The following is a 20,582-nucleotide window of genomic DNA, read 5'->3' as shown; positions in this document are numbered from 1 at the left end:
GTCCAGTGCCGAACCCGCTGCCGCGCCGGTGCCGGCCCGCAGCGGCGCGAGGAATCCCTCCACATCGGTGTTGGTGCCCAGCCAGCCGCCGCCCTCGCGTCGCACCAGGGTGTTCACGGCCCCGACCCGCCGGGCCAGGGGAGTCAGCTCCGCCGCCAGTTCCGCCACCGCCCGCTTGTGGGGCAGCGTCACGTTCAGTCCGCGGCAGTCGACGGCCTCCAGACCTCTCAGCACCACCGCCAGATCCGTGGCCTGCACCGGTAGAGCCAGATAGACCCAGTCGAGACCGAGCTCCCGCAGAGCGGCGTTGTGCATGGCCGGCGACAGGGAGTGGCGAACCGGATCGCCGAGAACGGCCACGAGCGCGGTGTGGGCGGAGATCTCAGAGGACATGGCGGCTGGGGTCCGGGGCGATGCCGGCAGCGAAATGTACGGGTCTGGACGCCGCCCGCCCGCCCACTGTTCGGAAACCACACCTCGCCTGCGGTGGCCCCCACTGATGAAGATGCATGGGACAGAACATTCAATTCAGAGGAGGTGAGAACCCATGGGCAAGGTTGTCGGCATTGACCTGGGCACGACGAACAGCTGCGTGGCGGTGATGGAGGGCGGCAAGCCCACCGTGATCGCCAACGCGGAAGGGTTCCGGACCACACCATCGGTGGTGGCCTACACCAAGAACCAGGATCAGCTGGTGGGTCAGATCGCCAAGCGCCAGGCGGTGATGAACCCGGAGAACACGTTCTACTCAGTGAAGCGGTTCATCGGCCGTCGCGTCGATGAGGTGAACGAGGAATCGAAGGAAGTGAGCTATGGGGTCGAAAAGTCGGGCGCCAATGTCAAGGTGAAGTGCCCGGTGCTGAACAAGCAGTTCGCCCCCGAGGAAGTGTCGGCCCAGGTGCTGCGCAAACTGGCCGACGACGCCGGCAAGTACCTGGGTGAAACCGTCACCCAGGCGGTGATCACCGTTCCGGCGTACTTCAACGATTCCCAGCGCCAGGCCACCAAGGATGCCGGCAAGATCGCGGGCCTCGAGGTGCTGCGCATCATCAACGAGCCCACGGCGGCGGCGCTGGCCTATGGCCTCGATCGCAAGAGCAACGAGCGCATCCTGGTCTTCGACCTGGGCGGCGGCACCTTCGACGTTTCGGTTCTCGAGGTGGGCGACGGCGTCTTCGAGGTGCTCTCCACCAGTGGTGACACCCACCTGGGCGGCGACGACTTCGACAAGGTGATCGTCGATCATCTGGCCGATACGTTCAAGGCCAACGAAGGCATCGATCTGCGCCAGGACAAGCAGGCCCTGCAGCGCCTCACCGAGGCCGCCGAGAAGGCCAAGATCGAGCTCTCCAGCGCCACCCAGAGCGAGATCAACCTGCCGTTCATCACCGCCACTCCGGAGGGTCCCAAGCACCTCGATCTCACCCTCACCCGGGCGAAGTTCGAGGAGTTGGCCTCCAAGCTCATCGACCGCTGCCGCGTACCGGTGGAGCAGGCCCTCAAGGACGCCAAGCTCTCCAGCAGCGAGCTCGATGAGGTGGTGATGGTGGGCGGTTCCACCCGCATCCCCGCGGTGCTTGAACTGGTCAAGCGCGTCACCGGCAAGGAGCCCAACCAGACGGTGAACCCTGACGAGGTGGTGGCCGTGGGGGCCGCCATTCAGGGCGGTGTGCTGGCCGGCGAAGTCAAGGACATCCTGCTGCTGGATGTCACCCCGCTGTCGCTGGGTGTGGAAACCCTTGGCGGCGTGATGACCAAGATGATCACCCGCAACACCACCATCCCCACCAAGAAGGCCGAGGTCTACTCCACCGCGGTGGATGGCCAGACCAACGTGGAGATCCACGTGCTCCAGGGTGAGCGCGAACTCGCCTCCGACAACAAGAGCCTGGGCACCTTCCGGCTCGACGGCATCCCGCCGGCCCCCCGCGGCGTCCCTCAGATCGAAGTCACCTTCGACATCGACGCCAACGGCATCCTCAGCGTCACCGCCAAGGACAAGGGCAGCGGCAAGGAGCAGAGCATCTCGATCACCGGGGCGTCCACCCTCAGTGAGACCGAGGTGGAGAAGATGGTCAAGGATGCCGAGGCCAATTCCGCGGCCGACAAGGAGAAGCGCGAACGCATCGACCTGAAGAACCAGGCCGAAACCCTCATCTATCAGTCCGAGAAACAGCTCACCGACCTCGGCGACAAGGTCAGTGCGGAGGTCAAGGCGAAGATGGAGGAGAAGCGCAAGCAGCTCCAGGACGCCGTCGACAAGGAGGACTACGACGCGATGAAGACCCGCTTCGAGGATCTTCAGAAGGAGCTCTACGAGGTGGGAGCCTCGGTGTATCAGCAGGCCGGAGCTGAGGCCGGCGCCTCCGGTGCTGAACCTGGTGGCAATGGTGCCGCCGGTGCCACGTCATCCGGTGCCCCCGGTGCCGATGATGTGATCGACGCCGAATTCACCGAGAGCAAGTGAACGGGTCGTGATCGTGGCCGGGTGGCTCCTCCAGTCGCCCGCCTCGATCGTCGACCAAGGCCTCAACCAGGACCCCCTCCTTGCACTGCAAGGAGGGGGTTGTTCTGCTCCTGGATCCAGAACCTGTCCTGGGTCCAGGAGCAGAACGACTGGCGGGGATTACTTGCCGATGCTGGCCACGGCTTCCTTGGCCCGGGCCACCACTTCGGGGGGCAGGCTCACATAGCCCAGTTCGGGGGCCAGTGATTGGGCCTTGGGCGAGAGGGTGTGCTCGAACACCTTCTGGAGCAGCGCGGTCTTGTCACCGTTGCCGGTCTTGTAAAGCAGGATCCAGGTGAAGGTCACGATTGGATAGCCGGAGGCAGGATTGGGATCGCTGCCCACCAGGTCCGCTCCGATGTCGATCGATCCCAGAGCAGCACTGGCCGTTTCGTTCGTGGGTTTGAGCATGTCGCCGCTCTTGTTCTGCACGGCCGCTGCCTGCAGTTCACCCTGCACATAGGCGGTTTCCACGTAGCCGATGCCGCCGGGTGTCTGTTTCAAGGTGGCGGCGATGCCTTCATTGCCCTTGGCACCCACACCCGTGGGCCAGGCCACCGACTTGGCCGCCCCGGGTCCGTTCTTCCACTCGTCGCTGAAAGCCGCCAGGCTGTTGGTGAAGTTGTAGGTGGTGCCGGAGCCGTCCGAGCGGTGCACCACGGTGATCGGCTTGTCGGCGCAGCCCAGATCCTTGTAGTTCTTGATCTTGCCGAGAAACACTCCCACCACCTGCTCCTGGCTGAGCTTGAGATCACAGCCCGGCAGGTTGTAGGCCACGGCGATGGCACCCGCCGTCATCGGCACCTGAACCACGCCTCGCTCGACCTTGGCGATGTCCTTGTCCTTCATCGGCGCGTCGGAGGCTCCGAAATCGATGGTGCCGGCCACGAACTGACGCACGCCAGCTCCTGAACCCACCGACTGGTAGTTGACGTTGATGCCCTCGCTGGCCAGATCCTGGAACCAGCGCTGATAGATCGAAGCCGGGAAGGAGGCACCGGCTCCATTGAGGCTGCCGGTGACACCGCCACCGCCGCCGCCACTTCCGCAGGCGGAGAGGGCCAGGCTGAGGCTGAGACCCAGGGCCGTACCGACCTTGGCGAGGGAATTGGGCTGACGTCGTTTCATGGTGGGGAGAAAACTCTTCGGGCCTGCAGTCACCCGGTGACGCTATCCAGCCATCTCCCCCAGTTCGTTAACGACAGGTAAGGGAACCTTCGATCTGATCCACGGCCCACTGGGCTGAGGCGGGCGCCAGCAGGACACCATTGCGGTGGTGACCGCACAGCAGCAGCAGTCCTGGCTCCAGTTGCTCCAGCAGCGGGGCCGGTCGGCCGATGGGTCTGGCCCGCAGTCCCTGCCAGCGGCGGATCACCACCGCCTCCCTCAGCCCGCCGCCCAGGGCCTCATCGGCCAGCTGCCGCATCGGCTCGAGGAGCCCCGGGTCGGCAAGATCTCCAGGCTCCAGGGTCGCCCCCAGCCAGAGCTTTCCGCTGGGCTGGGGCACCAGGTTGAGGCCCTGCCACACCACAGGGCAGGGCCAGCGGGCCGGTGGGGTGACGGCCAGCTCCAGGCACTGGCCCAGGACAGGCTGGAGTGGTCGCTGATGCCCCAGGGGGGCCAGCAGTCCTTCGCTGGCCAGGCCTGCAGCGACCACCACCCACTCGGTCTCCATGGCCTGCGCGGCTGAGTGGCCATGCACCCTCCAGCCTGCCGGCCGCCGCTCCAGCTCCACCACCCGGTCGCTGAACAGCTCCAGCCCCCGCCGCAGGCCATCACGGCGAAAGGCATCCATGGCGACCAGGGGATTCAGCTGTCCGTCCTCGGCGGAATGGAGGCCGCCCGTGCGTCTCCCGTTGTCGCCCAGACCCAGCTCCTGCAACCGGGATGGCTCCCACCAGCTCAGGGGCAGGCCGAGAGCCTGGCGTTCCATCAGCAGCAGCCGCAGCCGCTCGGCCTCGCCCTCGTCCCGCGGCACCAGCAGCAGGCCCGCCTGGAAGGGGACGGGGCAGCCACGCCCGTTCAGCTCCTGGCACCACTGAGTCCAGAGGCTCAGGGAGGTCTGACGCAGGCGCCAGGCGCGGCCCCTGCTGCGCCGGAACACCTGGGCCATCAGCACGCCCAGAGCCGCGGCACTGCCGCTGCGGCATTCCTGGAGATCCGGCCCGTCGGCGTCCGGGGCGATCAGCCGCACCCGATGGCCGCGGCACTGGAGGAGCCAGGCCGTGGCCAGGGCCACGATGCCTGCCCCGATCACCACAATGGAGTGGGGATCGGCGGGGTTCTCCGCTGCCGAGGTGGTGGGGCTCAGGCCTCGGAGCCGCTGGGCAGGGCGGCAGCGGGGAGGACCTCGGCGTAGGCGCCGAAGCCGCTGGCCACCTTGATGTAGCTCTTGCGCAGCCGTTCACCGTCCTGGAGACGGGCGGCCTCATCGAGCTCGGCGAGGGCGCTCTTGAGCTGGTTGGCCAGGGCCGTGGCCCCGGCGCGGTCGGCGGGAAGAAGGCGCTGGTTGATGTAGAGCATTTCGCGGCCCACTTCCTGCATCGGGCCGTGAATCAGGTTGCGCGTGAACACCCAGTTCTTCTCGTTCACCAGTGACGCCAGCTCGGGAAGACGGTCCTTGGCGGCGAGGAATCCCTCGGCCTGCCTCTGGATGATCGCCATGTCGGCGGGGCTGATGCTCGGGGGCTTCTTGGCCTGGCCGCCATCGCAGGCCACCAATCCGAAGCTGAGAACGACGGCGAGGGCCACAAGGGCCAGCCGCCTCAGCGAATGACGAAGGGTGGAAACCAGCTGAGCGGCCATGGCGAGCACCAAAGTCAGGCGCGACTGTACGTTGCTCCAGTGTGGCCGTCTGCCCTTCTGGCGACTGGTCTGGGGAGCGACGGGCACAATGCCCCTCGAGACAGGCCCCGCGGTGCCGATGAGCGTGCCCACAGCGATTCTGCAGCTGATCTGCCCCGACCGTCCCGGTCTGGTCAGTGAGCTCTCGGGCTGGGTGGCGGCCAACGGCGGCAACATCCGCCATGCCGATCACCACACCGATGCCGGCGCGGGGCTGTTCCTCAGCCGGATCGAATGGCAACTGGAAGGTTTCGGACTGCCACGGGAGGCGATGGCGCCGGCGGTGACGGCTCTGGCGGAGCGGCTCGGTGGTGTGGGCCAGCTCCATTTCTCCGACACCGCTGCGCGGGTGGCGATCTTCGTGAGCAAGCAGGATCACTGCCTGGTGGATCTGCTCTGGCGAACGCGCGCCGGGGAGTTGCCGATGCAGGTGCCGCTGGTGATCTCCAATCACCCTGATCTCCAGGCCCTGGCCGAGGATTTCGGCGCACGTTTCGTTCATCTGCCGGTGCAGCCCGCCTCAAAGCAGGAGGCTGAGCGGGTGCAGCTGCAGCTCCTCGACGAGCACGGCATCGAGCTGGTGGTGCTCGCCAAGTACATGCAGGTGCTCAGCCCCGAATTTCTGTCCCGTTTCCCCATGGTGATCAACATCCACCATTCCTTCCTGCCGGCCTTCAAGGGCGCTCAGCCCTATCACCGGGCCTGGGAGCGGGGCGTGAAGCTGATCGGGGCCACGGCGCACTACGTGACCGAGGATCTCGACGGCGGACCGATCATCGAGCAGGCCACCGTGCCGGTCAGCCACCGGGATGACGTCGAGGACCTGATCCGCAAGGGTCGGGACATGGAGCGGCTGGCCCTGGCCAGGGCTCTGCGTCTGCATCTGCGCCGTCAGGTGATGGTCTACCGGGGTCGTACCGCCGTGTTCTCGTGAGGCAGGAGTGGCTGCAGCGCCTTGATGCGACGAGGCCCGAGGGCGCCTCGCCCCTGGGTTGGCGGTGTTTTCAGCTGGGCCTGCTGCTGCTTGCCAGTTCGGCCCTGCTGGCCGGGATCCTCCTGCTGGTGGCCCTGATCCTGGGCTGCCGCCAGCGACTGCCCTGGTGGCGTGATCGGGTCAACCAGATGCTGCTGCTGGTGTCGGCCCTGATGGTGCTGGGCTGTTTCACCGCCTCCAGCGGCTGGCTGGCCTGGGTGGGTCTGGCCAACTGGCTGCCGTTCTTCTGGGCCTTCTGGGGGTTCCAGCCCTACCTGGCCTCAGCCCCGGCCCGCCGCCGGGTGGCTCTCTGGCTGGTGGTCGGCACCGTACCGGTGATCGTCACCGGCCTGGGGCAGCTCTTCTGGGGCTGGAGCGGGCCATTTCAGATCCTGGGGGGTGCGATCATCTGGCACCTCAAGGCCGGCGGCAACCCGCCCGGGCGCCTGGCCGGCCTGTTCGACTACGCCAACATCGCCGGAGCCTGGCTGGCCCTGGTCTGGCCCTTTGCCCTGGCCGCCCTGCTGCAGGGCCGCCAGTCGTGGCGGAAGGGCCTGCCGGCGCTGCTGATCACCGTGGGCCTGGTGGCCGCCATGGCCCTCACCGACTCCCGCAATGCCTGGGGGGCCCTGGTGCTGGCGCTTCCCCTGGTGGCGGGTCCGGCCCGCTGGATCTGGCTCCTGCCCCTGCTGCTGCTGGTGCTGCTGCCCGTGGGGCTGGCCAGCCTGCCTGGGGTGCCCCCGGTGCTGCAGCAGCCCGCCCGTGCCCTGGTTCCCGGAGTGATCTGGGAGCGGCTGAGTGATCTGGAGTTCGCCGGCCGCCGGCCTCTGGCCATCACCCGGGTCAACCAGTGGGGGGTGGCCCTGCAGCTGGTGGCGGAACGACCCTGGCTGGGCTGGGGCGCCGCCGCCTTCAGTGTGATCTACCCGCTGCGCACCGCCGGCATCTGGCATGGGCATCCCCATAATCTGCCGATCGACCTGGCGGTCAGCCATGGGGCTCTTGTGGCGGTGCTGCTCGTGGGCCTGGTTCTGGCCCTGCAGATTCAGGCGGCCCGCCGCGGGATGGCCAGCGGCGCGTTGTTCGAGCGCGCCTGGTGGGCGGCCTTCCTGGTGCTGATGGCGCTCCACGCCACCGATATTCCCCTCTACGACAGCCGTATCAACATCGCCGGCTGGGTGCTGCTCTGCGGTCTGCGCGCCTCTTCCCTCAGCCTGGAGCCTCGGCGGCGGGCCTGACCCCGTCGATCGCCAGGGCCTCCTGCCGGTGACGCGCCAGGGTGGCCTTGGGCAGGGGCCCCTCCAGGTGCTCCCAGGGAAGCACCCGCTCCGGCTCCCACAGGTCATGGATCGCGTCCTGCCAGGGCGGGGGTGGCGGCAGGTTTCCCTGAGGCTGCTCGCAGACGCTGCGGTAGGCGGTCTTCCACCCCCCCTGGCTGCCGTGGCGGCCGCGCACAGCCGCGATCACCGGTGCCAGGCGCCTGTCACTGCGCGAGAGCAGGGCCTGGATCACGCTCCAGCCGTAGCTCTCGGGTCGCAGTTCAATGCCCTTGGGCTGCAGGCGGCGTGCCAGCCGTTTCAGGCGCTTCTCCGCCTCCGGTCGCACCGGCTCCCACTGGAAGGGCGTGTGGGCCTTCGGCACGAAGCTGCTCACCCCCAGGCTCAGGCGCAGTCCTGGGGTGGCCTTCTTCAGCGCCAGCAGCAGATCGGCTGTGGCTTCGATGTCCTCGTCGTCCTCCGTGGGGAGGCCGGCCATGCCATAGAGCTTCAGGCCGCTGAGCCCGCCCTCCTTCGCGTAGCGGGCGGCGGCGAAAATCTCCTCGCGGCTGAGTTTTTTGTTCACCACCCGGCGCAGCCGCTCGCTGCCACTTTCGATGGCGATCGTCAGCGATTTGCTTCCCCGCCGGGCCAGGATCCGCCCCAGCTGCGGGGTGACCGTGGCGGCCCGCACCGAACTGACACTCACCCGGGTGTCCTCGAAGCGGTCCTGGTCGAGCCAGCTCAGCAGGTCGTCGAACTGGGGGTGCTGGGTCACCGAGGCCCCCAGCAATCCCAGCCGGCGGGTGGCGCCCAGACCCGCTTCCACAGCGGGGATCAGACCATCGTCCAGTGATGGTGTGCGGAACGGCAGGGTGAGGTAGCTGGCCAGGCAGAAGCGGCAGAGTTCGGGGCAGCTGCGTACCACCTCGACCATGTGGATCGAGGGCCAGGCCGCTTCGGGGGTGATCACCGTGGAGTGGCTGAGGGTATTGCTCCGCCAGGTCTGCTTGGCCACGATCGCCGGGATGCCGGTCTCCGTGGGCTCGATTGCCAGCAGGCGGCCCTCGGAGTCGTAGCGCGGGGAGTAGAGCGCCGGCACGTACACACCCGGGACCCGGGCCAGGGCGCGCAGACGCTCGGCTCTGGGGGCCTGCCGGTGGGCGATCACCGCCTCCACGAAGTCAGGCAGCAACTGTTCGCCGTCACCCAGCAGGACGGCATCGAAGAAGGGGGCCAGGGGCTCGGGGTTGGCGGTGAGCACCGGCCCGCCCCCGAAAACGATCGGATCGTCTTCTCCCCGGTCCCGGCTCCAGAGCGGAATGCGCTGCTGCTCCAGCAGGTCCAGCAGCACCGGCCCATCCAGTTCCCAGCTGAGGGAAAGCCCGAACAGGTCGCAGTGGCGGTGGGGGGGGTCGCCACGGTCGGTGAACAGTCGCCGCACATCCAGGTCGGATCGCCGCGCCAGGGTCGCCCAGACCACCTGAAAGCCGAGGCTGGTGATACCCACCGAGTAGGTGCTGGGGAAAGCCAGCACGGTGCGCAGCGCATGGGCCGCCGGCTGGGCCGGTTCGAACAGCAGGGTTTCCTGGTCCAGAGAAGGGTCATCGGCGCAGTGACCTCCAGGCTGTCACCCCCGGGGACTGGTCGTCGCTCAGGTGGTCTTGAGCCCCTTCAGCAGGCCCATCAGCGTGGTGATGGCCCCACTGCCGCTCTCGGCGGTGGGAGGTGTGGCGCCGCCGAAGGTGCTGATCACCTGTTGGGCGGCGGCCTCGATGGCGGGCCACTTGTCGCCCGCCAGGGGCTGGATCAGAGGCCCCACTTTCCTGAAGACCCCTTCGAATCCACCCATCGTGGCCACGGCGGCCTGCATGTCGCCGGCCTTGATCTGGCTCTCGCCCTTGCTGAGGATGTCCATCAGGGGAGCCACTGCGGGGGACACGGCTGTTCTGGCGGCATCACCGGCTGCCTGCCTGGCCGCATCCCCCATGCCGTCACCGGCCTGCTTCATGCCCTCCTTGGCGCCCTGGCAGCTGCTGAGCAGGAGCGAGGCCAGGATCACTCCACCCCAGGCGGAGCGGCTCCAGAGACGTGTGGCGTTCATGGTTGAGGAGCAGACGGCCCTCAAGGTATGCAGCGGATACGGCAGCGTCCGACGGCGCGGCATTTTGTAACCTCAGCTACAAAAGGGCCGGTTCCGACTTCCCCCGCCTCAGAGCTGCCGCGGCCTCAGCGGCACCGACAGCACCGGCAGCCCGCCGACCCCCTGGCCGCTGGCACTGCGGGGGGGGTCGGGTGGGATCAGCCGCTGGAAGATCGACTGGCGATGCAGCAGCCGGGCCACCACGAGGCTGCCCAGGCTGGCCACCAGTACCGGTTTGAGCAGCAGCAGCTCCTTGGTGAGGGCGAAGGTCAGGAAGGTGGCCGTCATCGGCGTGCGCGTGCAGGCGGTCATGAAGGCCGCCATGCCGGCGAAGATCGTGGTGTTCGGGGCACTGATCCCCATCTGCTCCATCATCCCGGCCGCCGCCAGGCCCAGGGCCCCTCCGAGGGTGAGCATCGGCGCGAACAGCCCGCCGGGAGTGCCTGCGGCCGCGGCCAGACCAGTGCTCAGAAAGAGCACCAGGACGATGGCCAGGGCTTTGCTGATGTCGATGTCACCCTCCGCCACGGCCTGGCGGATGCCCGCACGGTTGATGAAATCGGCGGGCAGCAGGGCGTCGACGACACCGAGCACCACCCCGGCCGCGGCCATGGCCCCGGCCAGGGGGATGCCCAGCTGGCGTCGCCAGTTGTGCAGCCTGACCACGAAGCGGCAGTAGGTCTCGGCCCCCGCCGCCACCAGGGCCCCGACCACGAACAGCACCAGCAGGTCCAGTGGCAACACCTCCACATAGGTGGTGACCTGCCGCTCCAGGACGAACCCCCGGCCCAGATTCCAGCCGGCGCTGTGCATCCCCAGCCCGGCAAGGCCGAGCAGATCGGCCCAGGTGTCGGCCCAGAAGGTGGTGACCAGCACCAGCAGCATCACCACGGGTCGTGCCCCCTGCAGCAGCTCCTCGAGGGTGTAAAGGAAGCCGCCGATCGGCGCGTTGAACACCGCCGCGATCCCCGCGCCGCCGCCGGCGGCCACGATCATGCGCCGAAAGGCGTTGGGTGCCTTGAGCAGGCGGGCCATCATCCAGCCCACGGAACTGCCCATCTGGATCGAGGGGCCGGAGGGGCCGAGCGGAAAGCCGCTGCCGATGGCCACGATCCCCGCCACCAGCTTCACCGCGGCCACCTCGAAGCCCATCGGGATCGGCCGCCCGCGCAGGAACTGCATCACCTGGGGGACCCCCGACCCCTGGGCCGCAGGTGCCCCGATCTGCACCAGAAGACCGGCGATCAGGCCGCCGCCGCCACTGATGGCCGGCAGCAGCAGCCAGTCGGGGCCGAGCGCGAGCATGCGCAGACGCAGGCGCCCCAGCCCATCGAGCCCCAGCTTGAACAGCAGAGCCGCTGTGGCGGCCCCCAGCCCGGTGACCACCAGCGCCAGGATCACATTGAGCCAGTGCTCCTCCAGCATCCGCCGGATGCTGGAGGTGGTCAGTCGCGCCTTCTGGGGTTGGACCCGGGTGGGGGCGTGGCGCTCCGTGCTCAGGGTCAGACCTCCGCCAGCACCCGGGCCTCCTCTTCGCTGCTCACCACCCGGCCCTGGTCTTCGAATCCCTCGATCTGATCGAAGTTGAGGTAGCGGTAGAGCTGATCGGAGAGGGGATCGATCCTGGCCGCGGCGATCTCCAGATACTCGGCCGGGGTGGGGATGTGACCCAGCAGAGCGCAGACCGCCGCCAGCTCGGCGCTGCCCAGGTACACCTGGGCACCATTGCCCAGGCGGTTGTTGAAGTTGCGGGTGCTGGTGGAGAACACCGTGGTGTTGTCATCGACGCGGGCCTGGTTGCCCATGCAGAGTGAGCAGCCGGGAAGTTCCATGCGGGCCCCGGCGGCTTCGAACTTGGCGGTGTAGCCCTCGGCGCGCAGCACCTCATCGTCCATGCGGGTGGGAGGGCAGACCCAGAGCCTGGCCTGGCTGGTGCCCGCCCCATCCAGCACGGTGGCGGCGGCGCGGTAGTGGCCGATGTTGGTCATGCAGGAGCCGATGAACACCTCATCGATCCGGTCCCCGGCCACCTCCGAGAGCAGCTTGACGTTGTCGGGATCGTTGGGGCAGGCCAGCACCGGTTCCGTCAGTTCGTCGAGGTTGATCTCGAGGATTTCGGCGTACTCGGCGTCGGCATCCGCGCTCATCAGCTGGGGATCGGCCAGCCAGGCCTCCATCGCCTGGATGCGCCGGGCCATCGTGCGCTCATCGTGATAGCCGCGGGCGATCATGTTCCTGAGCAGCGCCACGTTGCTGCGCAGGTATTCGGCCACGGTGGCTTCCGAGAGCTTGATCGTGCAGCCGGCACAGGAGCGCTCGGCGGTTGCGTCCGTCAGCTCGAATGCCTGCTCCAGCTTGAGATCGGGGAGCCCCTCGATCTCCATGATCCGGCCCGAGAACACGTTGATCTTGCCCGCCTTCGCCACGGTGAGAAGGCCCTTCTGGATCGCCACCCAGGGGATGGCGTTGACCACGTCGCGCAGGGTGACGCCGGGCTGGAGCGAACCGGAGAAGCGCACCAGCACCGATTCCGGCATGTCGAGCGGCATGGCGCCGATGGCGGCGGCGAAGGCCACCAGGCCCGAGCCAGCTGGGAAGGAGATGCCGAGAGGGAAGCGGGTGTGGCTGTCACCGCCGGTGCCCACGGTGTCGGGCAGGAGCATGCGGTTCAGCCAGCTGTGGATGATGCCGTCGCCGGGGCGCAGGGCCACACCGCCCCTCGAGCTGAAGAAATCGGGCAGCTCGGCATGGGTTTTCAGATCCACCGGCTTGGGGTAGGCGGCTGTGTGACAGAAGCTCTGCAGCACCAGATCGGCGGAGAAGCCGAGGCAGGCCAGCTCCTTCATCTCATCGCGGGTCATCGGCCCGGTGGTGTCCTGGGAGCCCACGGTGGTCATCAGCGGCTCGCAGCTGGTGCCGGGCCGCACGCCCGGCAGGCCGCAGGCCTTGCCCACCATCTTCTGGGCCAGGGTGAAGCCCTTGCCGGTGTCGGCCGGGGCCGCGGGACGGATGAACAGCTCCGAGGGAGCCAGACCCAGCTGGGCCCGCACCTTGTCGGTCAGCGAGCGGCCGATCAGCAGGGGGATGCGGCCTCCGGCGCGCACTTCATCGGCGATGGTGCTGGGCTTGAGCTCGAACCGGGCCACCACCTCACCCGCGCCGGCTTCGCCGGCGGCCCGCTCGATGGTGCCTGCGTAGGGGCGGATCGTGATCACATCACCCGAGTTCAGCGCCGAGACATCGCACTCGATCGGCAGGGCGCCGGAATCTTCGGCGGTGTTGAAGAAGATCGGCGCGATCTTGCCCCCCAGGATCACGCCGCCGCCGCGTTTGTTCGGGACATGGGGGATGTCGGTGCCTGTGTGCCAGAGCACGGAGTTGATCGCCGACTTGCGTGAGCTGCCGGTGCCCACCACATCGCCCACGTAGGCGACGGGGTGACCCTTGGCCTGAAGCTGCTTGATCAGCTCCAGGCCGCCAGGCATGCGTGTCTCCAGCATCGCCATGGCGTGCAGAGGGATGTCGGGGCGGGTGGTGGCGTGAGTGGCGGGGGAGAGGTCGTCGGTGTTGGTTTCACCCTCCACCTTGAACACCGTGACGGTGATGTCGGCGGGCAGCGTGGGTTTGGCGGTGAACCATTCGGCGGCGGCCCAGGACTCCACCACCTGCTTGGCCCAGGGGTTGCTGGACGCCAGGTCCAGCACGTCGTGGAAGGAGTCGTAGACGAGCAGGGTGCGGCTGAGGCCGCTGGCCGCCTCGGCGGCGATGGTGGCATCGTCGTGGCCCAGAAGGCTGATCAGGGCGCCGACGTTGTAGCCGCCGATCATGGTGGCCAGCAGCCGGGTGGCCTCGATCGCGCTCACCAGCGGGCTCGCGCTCAGCCCCTGGGCGATGGCACTCAACCAGCTGGCCTTGACGTAGGCGGCTTCATCCACTCCCGGTGGGATGCGTTCACTGAGCAGATGGAGGAGGAAGGCCTCCTCACCGGCGGGAGGCTGCTCCAGCAGCTGGGTGAGGGCCTGAACCTCCTGGGCGGTCAGGGGGAGGGGCGGCACACCCAGGGCCGCCCTCTCGGTCTCCGCCTGGCGGTAGCTGACCAGCAGGTCGGTGACACTCTCTGAAGAGGGCATGGCGAAACGAGGGAGGTAATCCCATTGTTTCCGGCCGAGGGCCCCTCCTCAGTCACCGTCGCTGCCAAAGATGCCGCGAAGGGAGTCTCTAGGGTGGGAGATTCGCCCACGGTTCACGACCGCTCCTGGCATGCTGACCACCTCCGACCTCCACATCGTGGAGACACGGCCGCTGGTGGCACCGGCCGTTCTCCATCGCGAACTGCCCCTGAGCCAGAGGGCGGCCCGCACAGTGCTCGATGCCCGCGAGAGGATCAAGGAGATCCTGCACGGGCAGGATTCCCGCCTCCTGGTGATCGTCGGTCCCTGTTCGGTGCATGACGTGAAGGCCGCCCGGGCCTACGCCGACGCCATCGCCGAGGTGCGTGAACGCCACCGCGACCAGCTGGAGGTGGTGATGCGGGTGTATTTCGAAAAGCCCCGCACCACCGTGGGCTGGAAGGGCCTGATCAACGATCCCCACCTCGACGGCAGCTACGACATCAACACCGGTCTGCGCCTGGCGCGGGGCCTGCTGGTGCACCTGGCCGAGATGGGGCTGCCTGCGGCCACCGAGCTGCTCGATCCGGTGGTGCCCCAGTACATCGCCGATCTGATCGGCTGGACAGCGATCGGGGCACGCACCACCGAAAGCCAGACCCACCGGGAGATGGCCTCGGGCCTGTCGATGCCGATCGGCTTCAAGAACGGCACCGATGGCAGTGCCGTCACGGCCATTCATGCCATGCAGGCCGCCTCCAAGCCCCACCATTTCCTCGGCATCAGCCAGCTGGGCCATGCCGCGATCGTCTCCACCACCGGCAACCCCGATGGCCATCTGGTGCTGCGCGGCGGCAAGGGAGGCACCAACTACCACCCGGAGGCCATTGAGCAGGCAGCCCTTGCCTTGCGGAAGGAGGGTCTCCCGGCCAGGCTGATGGTCGACTGCAGTCACGGCAATTCCAACAAGGACTACCGGCGCCAGGGAGAGGTGCTCGCCGAGGTGGCCGGCCAGGTGCGTGCCGGCTCACGCCATGTGATGGGGGTGATGATCGAAAGTCATCTGGTGGCCGGCAATCAGAAGATCCCGGCTGACCTGAGCCAGCTCGCCTACGGCCAGAGCATCACCGATGCCTGCATCGACCTGGAGACCACGCGCACGGTGCTGGAGGGGCTGGCCGAAGCGGTGGCTGAAGCCCAGTCCGCCAACCTGGCTCCGGTCTGATTGGATTAGCTCTGGCACTCCCAGAGTGAGACTGCCAGAATCATGCTTTGCAACGGGATGTTCCTGTTGAACAGTTGATTCGGGAAGGCTCACTAAGTTGCTGTTCCTTGAGGCATCCTGTGATGCATCAGGAGTTCATGCCATGTCTTATCTCCTCCAGTTCTGCGGCTTGAGCGAACCTCTCCAGCTGTTCTATCTCGAGCAGAGTGGCCATTCCAAAGAGCTCACAGGGCCCGTTTTCGCAGGCTTTCGACCGTTTCAGCTCGATGATCTCCTCAGCTGGGCCCTGGGTTCAGCCCGTCAGCGGGGCTGGGATCCCGAGAGAATCGAGACCACGGTGCTGCAGGCCTGGATGGATCGGGCCGAAGTGATCCGCCAGTGGCAGCTGCGTCTCAAGGCCGAGCCCAGCGATCGTCTGGTGGTGGCAGGCCTCGGTACTCCCACCGACTGGCAGCATCGCTGCGAGGGGATGCTCAGGGCCTGAGCGACAGCCAGCTCCAGAGCAGGCCCGTCGCCACGGGAACGCTGAGGTTGTCCAGCCCGAGCACGGCGACCTGCTCCAGCAGGGTGGCCGCCAGGCTGATCAGCACCAGGGCGACTGGGCTGGGGCCGCCGGACCCCCCCAGTTGGCGCAGCAGCAGCAGCACCATCAGGGCCATGCCGGCCATGGCTGTGGTGCCCACCACCGATTTGCGCTGCCCCAGGATCAACCAGCTCGGCGAGGGGATCCAGGGTCCCAGAAGCCCGGCGAGGCCATCTCCCAGGGCCATCACCAGCACCCCCGCCACCATGGCCCGCGGCTGCGCCGGCCAGAACAGCACCAGCAACACGGTGATGGCGGCGCCATAGGCCACTGTTCCATAGCTGTGGCGCCCCACGTCCTCGATGGCCGGCAGCACGCGGAGGCGGTGGTTCAGGGCCGCCAGCAGGGTGACCAGGGCCGCCACCGGCAGGGCGATCGAGCGATCGATCCCGGTGGCCCAGGCGATCAGCACGACCGGTCCTGTGCCGATGTGCAGCACCTTGCGACTCCACTCGGGCTGATCGGTCCAGCGCCGGCGCGTCCACAGGGCCAGGCCCAGCACAGCGGCCAGCCAGAGCGAGACCAAAGCCACCCCCATCACGGGTTGACTCCCAGCAGGCGGGACCCAGCCTGCCAGCAGCCCCGGCTCAGGCGGCCTGCTGGAGATTGCTCATCAGCCTGAGTTTCATGATCGCCTTGGCTTCGAGCTGGCGCACACGCTCGCGTGAGACGTTGATCTTGCGGCCGATCTCGGCGAGGGTGAGAGGTTCCTTGCCTTCGAGTCCGAAGCGCAGCTGGAGGATCTCCTGCTCCCGCTCATTGAGCTGGGAGAGCCAGGCGCCGAGGTGCTCCTTCTGGATGGAGCGGTCCATGTGATCCATGGGCTCGGCGCTGGCCGGATCGGCGATCAGCTCGCCCAGCGTGCTGCGATCTTCCTCGCCCCTGGCGTGGGCGTCGAGGGAGGCGCAGGGGGCGCTCTGGGAAATCAGATCCTCCAGATCCTTGATGTCCATGCCCATGGCATGGGACAGCTCCAGCCGGTTGGGCTGGCGGCCGAAGCGGTGCGAGAGCTCCCGGGTGATGCGGCGCATCTTCGAGAGTTTTTCACTCACATGGATGGGCAGGCGAATCGTGCGGGCACTGTTGTCGATGGCCCGGGTCATACCCTGGCGTATCCACCAGTAGGCATAGGTGGAGAACTTGTAGCCCATGGCGGGATCGAACTTGTCGACGGCACGCTCCAGACCGATGGCCCCTTCCTGGACGAGATCGAGCAGCTCAAGCCCCTGGTTCTGATACTTCTTGGCAACGCTCACCACCAGCCTGAGGTTGGCGGCCATCATGCGGTCACGGGCCCGGCCGCCCATGCGGATCTGATGACGCTGGCGGGGGCTGAGGGAAGCGTCGGGTAATTCCAGCAGACGCTTCATCGTCTGCACGTGGTGAGCCAGCTCAATCTCTTCAGATGCCGTCAGCAGAGGAACCCGGCCGATGTTGCTGAGATACCAACCGATGGAATCGGCGCTGAGCCGACCGCTTCCGGTTTTGGGCTGAGCCGCCCGTGCCGCTGGCTTCGCTTTCTTGGAAGCGAGGCCTGTGGCAGGGGTGGATTGCAAAGGTGTCCCCATCACCCCAGCCTCCGAAAGTGTTGTGCGCGGAATGTAGCAGGGTCAGGTGGTTGGCTGCAGCAGGAATCCGAAAAATCCCTAAAGGAGCAATGCTACTTTTCTTCATTGAGTTATCCCTGATGCCAATTGGCCAACTGGTGTAGCGATGCTTACACCTAGGGCCAGGTCGGAGTCGCGAGCGCTCAGGCCTGGGCCGTCAGGCCCGTCCGCCATTGCTTGATCAGATCGAGCTGGGCGCAGTGGGGCTCGCCGCCGGGCCGACGCTGGATGAAGCTGCCGTCGCTCTGCATGTCCCAGGCGGTGGAGTTGTCGTTCTGGTAGATGTCCATGAGGCGCTCCAGCTGGCCGCGCAGCTGCGGATTCTTGATCGGCGTCACCGCTTCGACACGTCGGTCGAGGTTGCGTGGCATCCAATCGGCACTGCCGATGTACATCTCAGGCTCGCCGGCGTTGGCGAACCAGAACATCCGGGAGTGCTCGAGAAAGCGGCCGATGATGCTGATCACCTGGATCGTTTCGCTCACGCCAGGCACCCCGGGTCTCAGGCAGCACATGCCGCGGATCACCAGCTCGATCACCACCCCGGCCTGGGAGGCTTCATAGAGCAGAGCGATGATCGCTGGATCCACCAGGGAATTCATCTTCGCGCGGATGTGTCCGCCCTTGCCCTCGCGGGCGTGGCTGATTTCCCGCTGGATCAGGGCCTCCATTCCCTTGCGCAGGGTGACCGGCGCCACCAGCAGACTGCGGAAGCTCTGTTGTTTCGAGAAGCCGGTGAGATAGTTGAACAGCTCCACCAGATCCTGCCCCAGATCAGGCTCGGCCGAGAGCAGGCCGATGTCGGTGTAGAGGCTGGACGTCTTGGAGTTGTAGTTGCCGGTGCCGATGTGCACGTAGCTGCGCAGGCGCTCTTTCTCCTTGCGCACCACCAGCATGATCTTGGTGTGGGTCTTGAGGCCCAGCACGCCATAGACCACGTGAACGCCGGAGTGCTCCAGCTGACGGGCCCACTGGATGTTGTTGTCCTCATCGAAGCGCGCCTTGAGCTCCACCAGGGCCATCACCTGCTTGCCGTTCTCGGCGGCACGGATCAGCGCCGCGATGATCGGCGAATCCTTGGAGGTGCGGTAGAGGGTCATCTTGATGGCGAGCACCGAGGGGTCGTCGGCGGCCTGGTTGATGAACTCCTCCACCGAGGTGGAGAAGAGGTCGTAGGGGTGGTGGAGCAGCACATCGCTGCGGCGGATCGCGGCGAAGATGCTTTCGAATTCCTCCGCCTTGATCGAGCCATCCCCCAGGCGGCTCTTCTGAGCCCTGGCCAGGGCCGGGGCGGTGCGGCCCTGGTGGGGCTTGTCCTTGAGCTGGGGCAGGGGGATCGCCAGCAGGCGCATCAGGTCGTCAAGCCCGAGGGGACCATTGATCCGGTAGAGGTCCGCCGAATCCACATCGGTGCCCTCCATCAGCAGATCCACCACTTCCTCCGGCATCTCGTCGGCCACCTCGAGCCGCACCACCTCACCACCGCGGCGGCGTTTGCGCAGGCCCTCCTGCAGGGCCTCCATCAGGTCGTCGGCCTCCAGATCCCGCAGCTCCAGGTCGGCGTCGCGGGTGATGCGGAAGAAGTAATGCCCCTCGATCGTCATCCCGGGGAAGAGGAGTTGCAGGTTGAAGGCCACCACCTGCTCCAGGGGCACCACGGTGTAGACGGGAGAAGGCTCGCGGGTGCAGAGCTCGGTGGGAATCTCGACGAAGCGCGGCAGGGTCTTGGTGGGCACCTTCACGCGGGCGAACTGCTGCTGTCCGGTGTCGGGATCGCGGATCAGCGCCGCCACGTTCAGGCTGAGGTTGCTCATGAACGGGAAGGGATGGGCCGGGTCCACCGCCAGGGGGGTGAGCACCGGAAAGATGGCCGTCCGGAAATAGGAGTTGACCCAGGTCTTCTGCTGTTTGTTCAGGCGTTGGTAGTCGATCAGCTGAACACCCTGATCGAACAGCGCCTGCTTGAGGTGATGGCGGTAGTGGGCCTGCTGCTGCTCCAGGAGCGGGCGCAGTTTCTGCTGGATGGCCTCCAGCTGCTGCCTGGGGGTGAGCCCGTCGTCGCTGAGGGTGGAGAGGCCCGCCTCCAGTTGCGACTTCAGGGACGCCACCCTGACCATGAAGAACTCATCGAGGTTGTTGCTGAAGATGGCGCTGAATTTCGCCTGCTCCAGCAATGGCGTGGTGGGTTCGAGGGCCTGGGCCAGCACGCGGCTGTTGAAGGCGATCCAGCTCAGCTCCCGGTTGATGTAGAGCTCCGGTGCCACGACGGGTTCATTCATCACCGGATCCATGGCTGGGGCTCTTGGGGGGAAGGTAGCAATCAAGGCCTTGGAGGCACTGTCGTGGGCTTACTTGTCGAGACGCGGCTGAGGGGTCCACCTCCTGCCACCAGCAGGGCCACCACCAGGAACAGGGCGATGCCGGCCCAGAAGGGGCTGGTCCTGCCCACCAGGTCATAGGCCAGGCCAGCGAGGGGCGGGCCGATGAAACTGCCCAGGCTCTGCAGGCCCTGCAGACTGCCCAGGGCCGCTCCCTGGCCGCTGTCATCCAGCCGGCGCGACACCTGGCTGCGCAGGCAGGGGGTGACCAGTCCGGTGCCGCAGGCCAGCAGGGGCAGGGCGGTGAACACCACCGGCAGAGCCGTGGCCTCCGTGGCCAGGGGAATCAGCAGGCAGCCCATGACCACCAGCCCCAGGCCCGCCAGGCTGAGGCGCCCTTCGCCGAACCGTTGCACCAGCGGTCCGATCAGGCCGCCCTGCACCACCGTGGCCACCACACCCACCACCAGGAAGGCCATGGCCGCCAGCTCCGGCCCCCAGCCGAACACCTGTTTGAAATAGAGCACCAGCACGGCCGTGAAGCCGTTGAAGCCCAGAAAGAACAGAAAGAAGGCCAGGCTGAGCCGTCGCACCCGGGGGTTGCGGAACACCCGCATCAGCTGGGTGAGCGGATTGAGCTCCCGCTTGCGGGGCAGGGCCAGGCGCGCGGCCGGGGGATGGGTTTCCGGCAGCACCGTGAGCACCAGCACCAGGTTCACGGCCGCCACCGCCACCGCCAGCAGCAGTGGCAGAGTCACACTCACCCCCGCCAGCAGCCCCCCCAGGGCAGGCCCGAGGATGAACCCCAGCCCGAAGGCCACGCCGATCAGCCCGAAGGCCTTGGCCCGCTTCTCAGGAGGGCTGATGTCGGCCAGCACCGCGCCGGCGGTGGCGGCCGTCCCACCGCTCACCCCATCGATCAGCCGGGCGCCGAAGAGCAGCGGCAGGGGCCAGGCGCTGCCCGCCGGCCAGGGCACGGCCAGGGTCAGGGCAAAACCGCCCAGGCCCAGCACCGAGC

The 20,582-nt window shown here is 67.2% G+C and carries 16 protein-coding genes and 1 pseudogene; 5 read left to right on the top strand and 12 right to left on the bottom strand.

Annotated features, from left to right (window positions below; translation table 11 throughout):
* Positions 1-393, bottom strand: a pseudogene (locus VB734_RS04255) (shikimate dehydrogenase); the annotation flags it as partial.
* Positions 394-547: 154 nt separating this feature from the next.
* Between VB734_RS04255 and dnaK the strand changes: the two are divergent.
* On the top strand, positions 548-2,467 hold the full coding sequence (gene dnaK, locus VB734_RS04250) for a molecular chaperone DnaK (protein WP_197166594.1): 1,920 nt from the start codon (positions 548-550) through the stop codon (positions 2,465-2,467).
* A gap of 159 nt (positions 2,468-2,626) precedes the next feature.
* Here the strand turns inward: dnaK and pstS are convergent, their stop codons facing one another.
* From pstS to psbQ, 3 genes are all read right to left on the bottom strand, one after another.
* Positions 2,627-3,634 carry a phosphate ABC transporter substrate-binding protein PstS gene (pstS, locus tag VB734_RS04245; protein ID WP_197166592.1) on the bottom strand — a complete coding sequence of 336 codons (1,008 nt, stop codon included), beginning with the start codon at positions 3,632-3,634 and terminating at the stop codon, positions 2,627-2,629.
* 67 nt (positions 3,635-3,701) lie between these two features.
* Positions 3,702-4,766 carry an NAD(P)/FAD-dependent oxidoreductase gene (locus tag VB734_RS04240; protein WP_231594924.1) on the bottom strand — a complete coding sequence of 355 codons (1,065 nt, stop codon included), beginning with the start codon at positions 4,764-4,766 and terminating at the stop codon, positions 3,702-3,704.
* 47 nt (positions 4,767-4,813) lie between these two features.
* Complete coding sequence (psbQ, locus tag VB734_RS04235; RefSeq protein ID WP_416238032.1) at positions 4,814-5,527, bottom strand: photosystem II protein PsbQ; 714 nt, start codon at positions 5,525-5,527, stop codon at positions 4,814-4,816.
* On the opposite strand from psbQ, the gene purU reads away from it, so the two are divergent.
* Positions 5,430-6,284: a formyltetrahydrofolate deformylase gene (gene purU / locus VB734_RS04230; protein ID WP_197167235.1), complete on the top strand. Its 855-nt coding sequence runs from the start codon at positions 5,430-5,432 to the stop codon at positions 6,282-6,284. The two genes, psbQ and purU, sit on opposite strands and share 98 nt — an antisense overlap.
* Complete coding sequence (locus tag VB734_RS04225) at positions 6,281-7,561, top strand: O-antigen ligase family protein (protein ID WP_197166589.1); 1,281 nt, start codon at positions 6,281-6,283, stop codon at positions 7,559-7,561. The genes purU and VB734_RS04225 overlap by 4 nt, the downstream gene beginning before the upstream one ends.
* Here VB734_RS04225 and VB734_RS04220 read toward each other — a convergent pair.
* From VB734_RS04220 to acnB, 4 genes are all read right to left on the bottom strand, one after another.
* Positions 7,533-9,116 carry a B12-binding domain-containing radical SAM protein gene (locus VB734_RS04220; RefSeq protein ID WP_197166587.1) on the bottom strand — a complete coding sequence of 528 codons (1,584 nt, stop codon included), beginning with the start codon at positions 9,114-9,116 and terminating at the stop codon, positions 7,533-7,535. The two genes, VB734_RS04225 and VB734_RS04220, sit on opposite strands and share 29 nt — an antisense overlap.
* Before the next feature lie 117 nt (positions 9,117-9,233).
* Positions 9,234-9,683: a hypothetical protein gene (locus tag VB734_RS04215; protein ID WP_197166585.1), complete on the bottom strand. Its 450-nt coding sequence runs from the start codon at positions 9,681-9,683 to the stop codon at positions 9,234-9,236.
* A gap of 108 nt (positions 9,684-9,791) precedes the next feature.
* Positions 9,792-11,147, bottom strand: a complete 1,356-nt coding sequence (locus VB734_RS04210) for a ClC family H(+)/Cl(-) exchange transporter (protein WP_322782084.1) — start codon at positions 11,145-11,147, stop codon at positions 9,792-9,794.
* A 77-nt stretch (positions 11,148-11,224) separates the two neighbouring features.
* Positions 11,225-13,852, bottom strand: a complete 2,628-nt coding sequence (acnB, locus tag VB734_RS04205) for a bifunctional aconitate hydratase 2/2-methylisocitrate dehydratase (RefSeq protein WP_197166582.1) — start codon at positions 13,850-13,852, stop codon at positions 11,225-11,227.
* 130 nt (positions 13,853-13,982) lie between these two features.
* Here acnB and VB734_RS04200 point away from each other — a divergent pair, with 130 nt between their 5' ends.
* Together VB734_RS04200 and VB734_RS04195 are read left to right on the top strand one after the other, a co-directional pair.
* A complete protein-coding gene (locus tag VB734_RS04200; RefSeq protein ID WP_197166580.1) occupies positions 13,983-15,056 on the top strand; it encodes a 3-deoxy-7-phosphoheptulonate synthase in 1,074 nt (357 codons plus the stop codon).
* 142 nt (positions 15,057-15,198) lie between these two features.
* Positions 15,199-15,540 (top strand): hypothetical protein, encoded by a 342-nt coding sequence (locus VB734_RS04195; RefSeq protein ID WP_197166578.1) that lies wholly within the window; start codon positions 15,199-15,201, stop codon positions 15,538-15,540.
* Here the strand turns inward: VB734_RS04195 and VB734_RS04190 are convergent.
* The 4 genes from VB734_RS04190 to VB734_RS04175 all read right to left on the bottom strand — a co-directional run.
* Positions 15,530-16,177, bottom strand: a complete 648-nt coding sequence (locus VB734_RS04190) for a dolichol kinase (protein ID WP_197166576.1) — start codon at positions 16,175-16,177, stop codon at positions 15,530-15,532. The genes VB734_RS04195 and VB734_RS04190 overlap by 11 nt on opposite strands.
* A gap of 49 nt (positions 16,178-16,226) precedes the next feature.
* A complete protein-coding gene (locus VB734_RS04185; RefSeq protein ID WP_197166574.1) occupies positions 16,227-17,207 on the bottom strand; it encodes a sigma-70 family RNA polymerase sigma factor in 981 nt (326 codons plus the stop codon).
* A gap of 182 nt (positions 17,208-17,389) precedes the next feature.
* The gene (gene ppk1, locus VB734_RS04180) at positions 17,390-19,525 is read right to left on the bottom strand and encodes a polyphosphate kinase 1 (RefSeq protein WP_322782083.1); all 2,136 of its coding nucleotides are present in this window, start codon (positions 19,523-19,525) and stop codon (positions 17,390-17,392) included.
* A 41-nt stretch (positions 19,526-19,566) separates the two neighbouring features.
* The coding region (locus tag VB734_RS04175) for an MFS transporter (RefSeq protein ID WP_323242958.1) at positions 19,567-20,582 on the bottom strand (1,016 nt) is incomplete at its 5' end.

It is taken from the genome of Synechococcus sp. BA-124 BA4 (genome assembly GCF_034931165.1).
The sequence above is the reverse complement of the archived record's forward strand: the minus strand, read 5'-3'. Positions and strand labels throughout refer to the sequence as shown.

Excerpts from the sequence above, each read along its gene's own strand:
- dnaK (WP_197166594.1), top strand. The coding sequence starts at position 548 with ATGGGCAAGGTTGTCGGCATTGACCTGGGCACGACGAACAGCTGCGTG.
- pstS (WP_197166592.1), bottom strand. The coding sequence starts at position 3,634 with ATGAAACGACGTCAGCCCAATTCCCTCGCCAAGGTCGGTACGGCCCTG.
- purU (WP_197167235.1), top strand. The coding sequence starts at position 5,430 with ATGAGCGTGCCCACAGCGATTCTGCAGCTGATCTGCCCCGACCGTCCC.
- psbQ (WP_416238032.1), bottom strand. The coding sequence starts at position 5,527 with ATGTTGCCGCCGTTGGCCGCCACCCAGCCCGAGAGCTCACTGACCAGA.
- VB734_RS04215 (WP_197166585.1), bottom strand. The coding sequence starts at position 9,683 with ATGAACGCCACACGTCTCTGGAGCCGCTCCGCCTGGGGTGGAGTGATC.
- VB734_RS04210 (WP_322782084.1), bottom strand. The coding sequence starts at position 11,147 with ATGCTGGAGGAGCACTGGCTCAATGTGATCCTGGCGCTGGTGGTCACC.
- acnB (WP_197166582.1), bottom strand. The coding sequence starts at position 13,852 with ATGCCCTCTTCAGAGAGTGTCACCGACCTGCTGGTCAGCTACCGCCAG.
- VB734_RS04200 (WP_197166580.1), top strand. The coding sequence starts at position 13,983 with ATGCTGACCACCTCCGACCTCCACATCGTGGAGACACGGCCGCTGGTG.
- VB734_RS04195 (WP_197166578.1), top strand. The coding sequence starts at position 15,199 with ATGTCTTATCTCCTCCAGTTCTGCGGCTTGAGCGAACCTCTCCAGCTG.
- VB734_RS04190 (WP_197166576.1), bottom strand. The coding sequence starts at position 16,177 with ATGGGGGTGGCTTTGGTCTCGCTCTGGCTGGCCGCTGTGCTGGGCCTG.
- VB734_RS04185 (WP_197166574.1), bottom strand. The coding sequence starts at position 17,207 with ATGGGGACACCTTTGCAATCCACCCCTGCCACAGGCCTCGCTTCCAAG.
- ppk1 (WP_322782083.1), bottom strand. The coding sequence starts at position 19,525 with ATGAATGAACCCGTCGTGGCACCGGAGCTCTACATCAACCGGGAGCTG.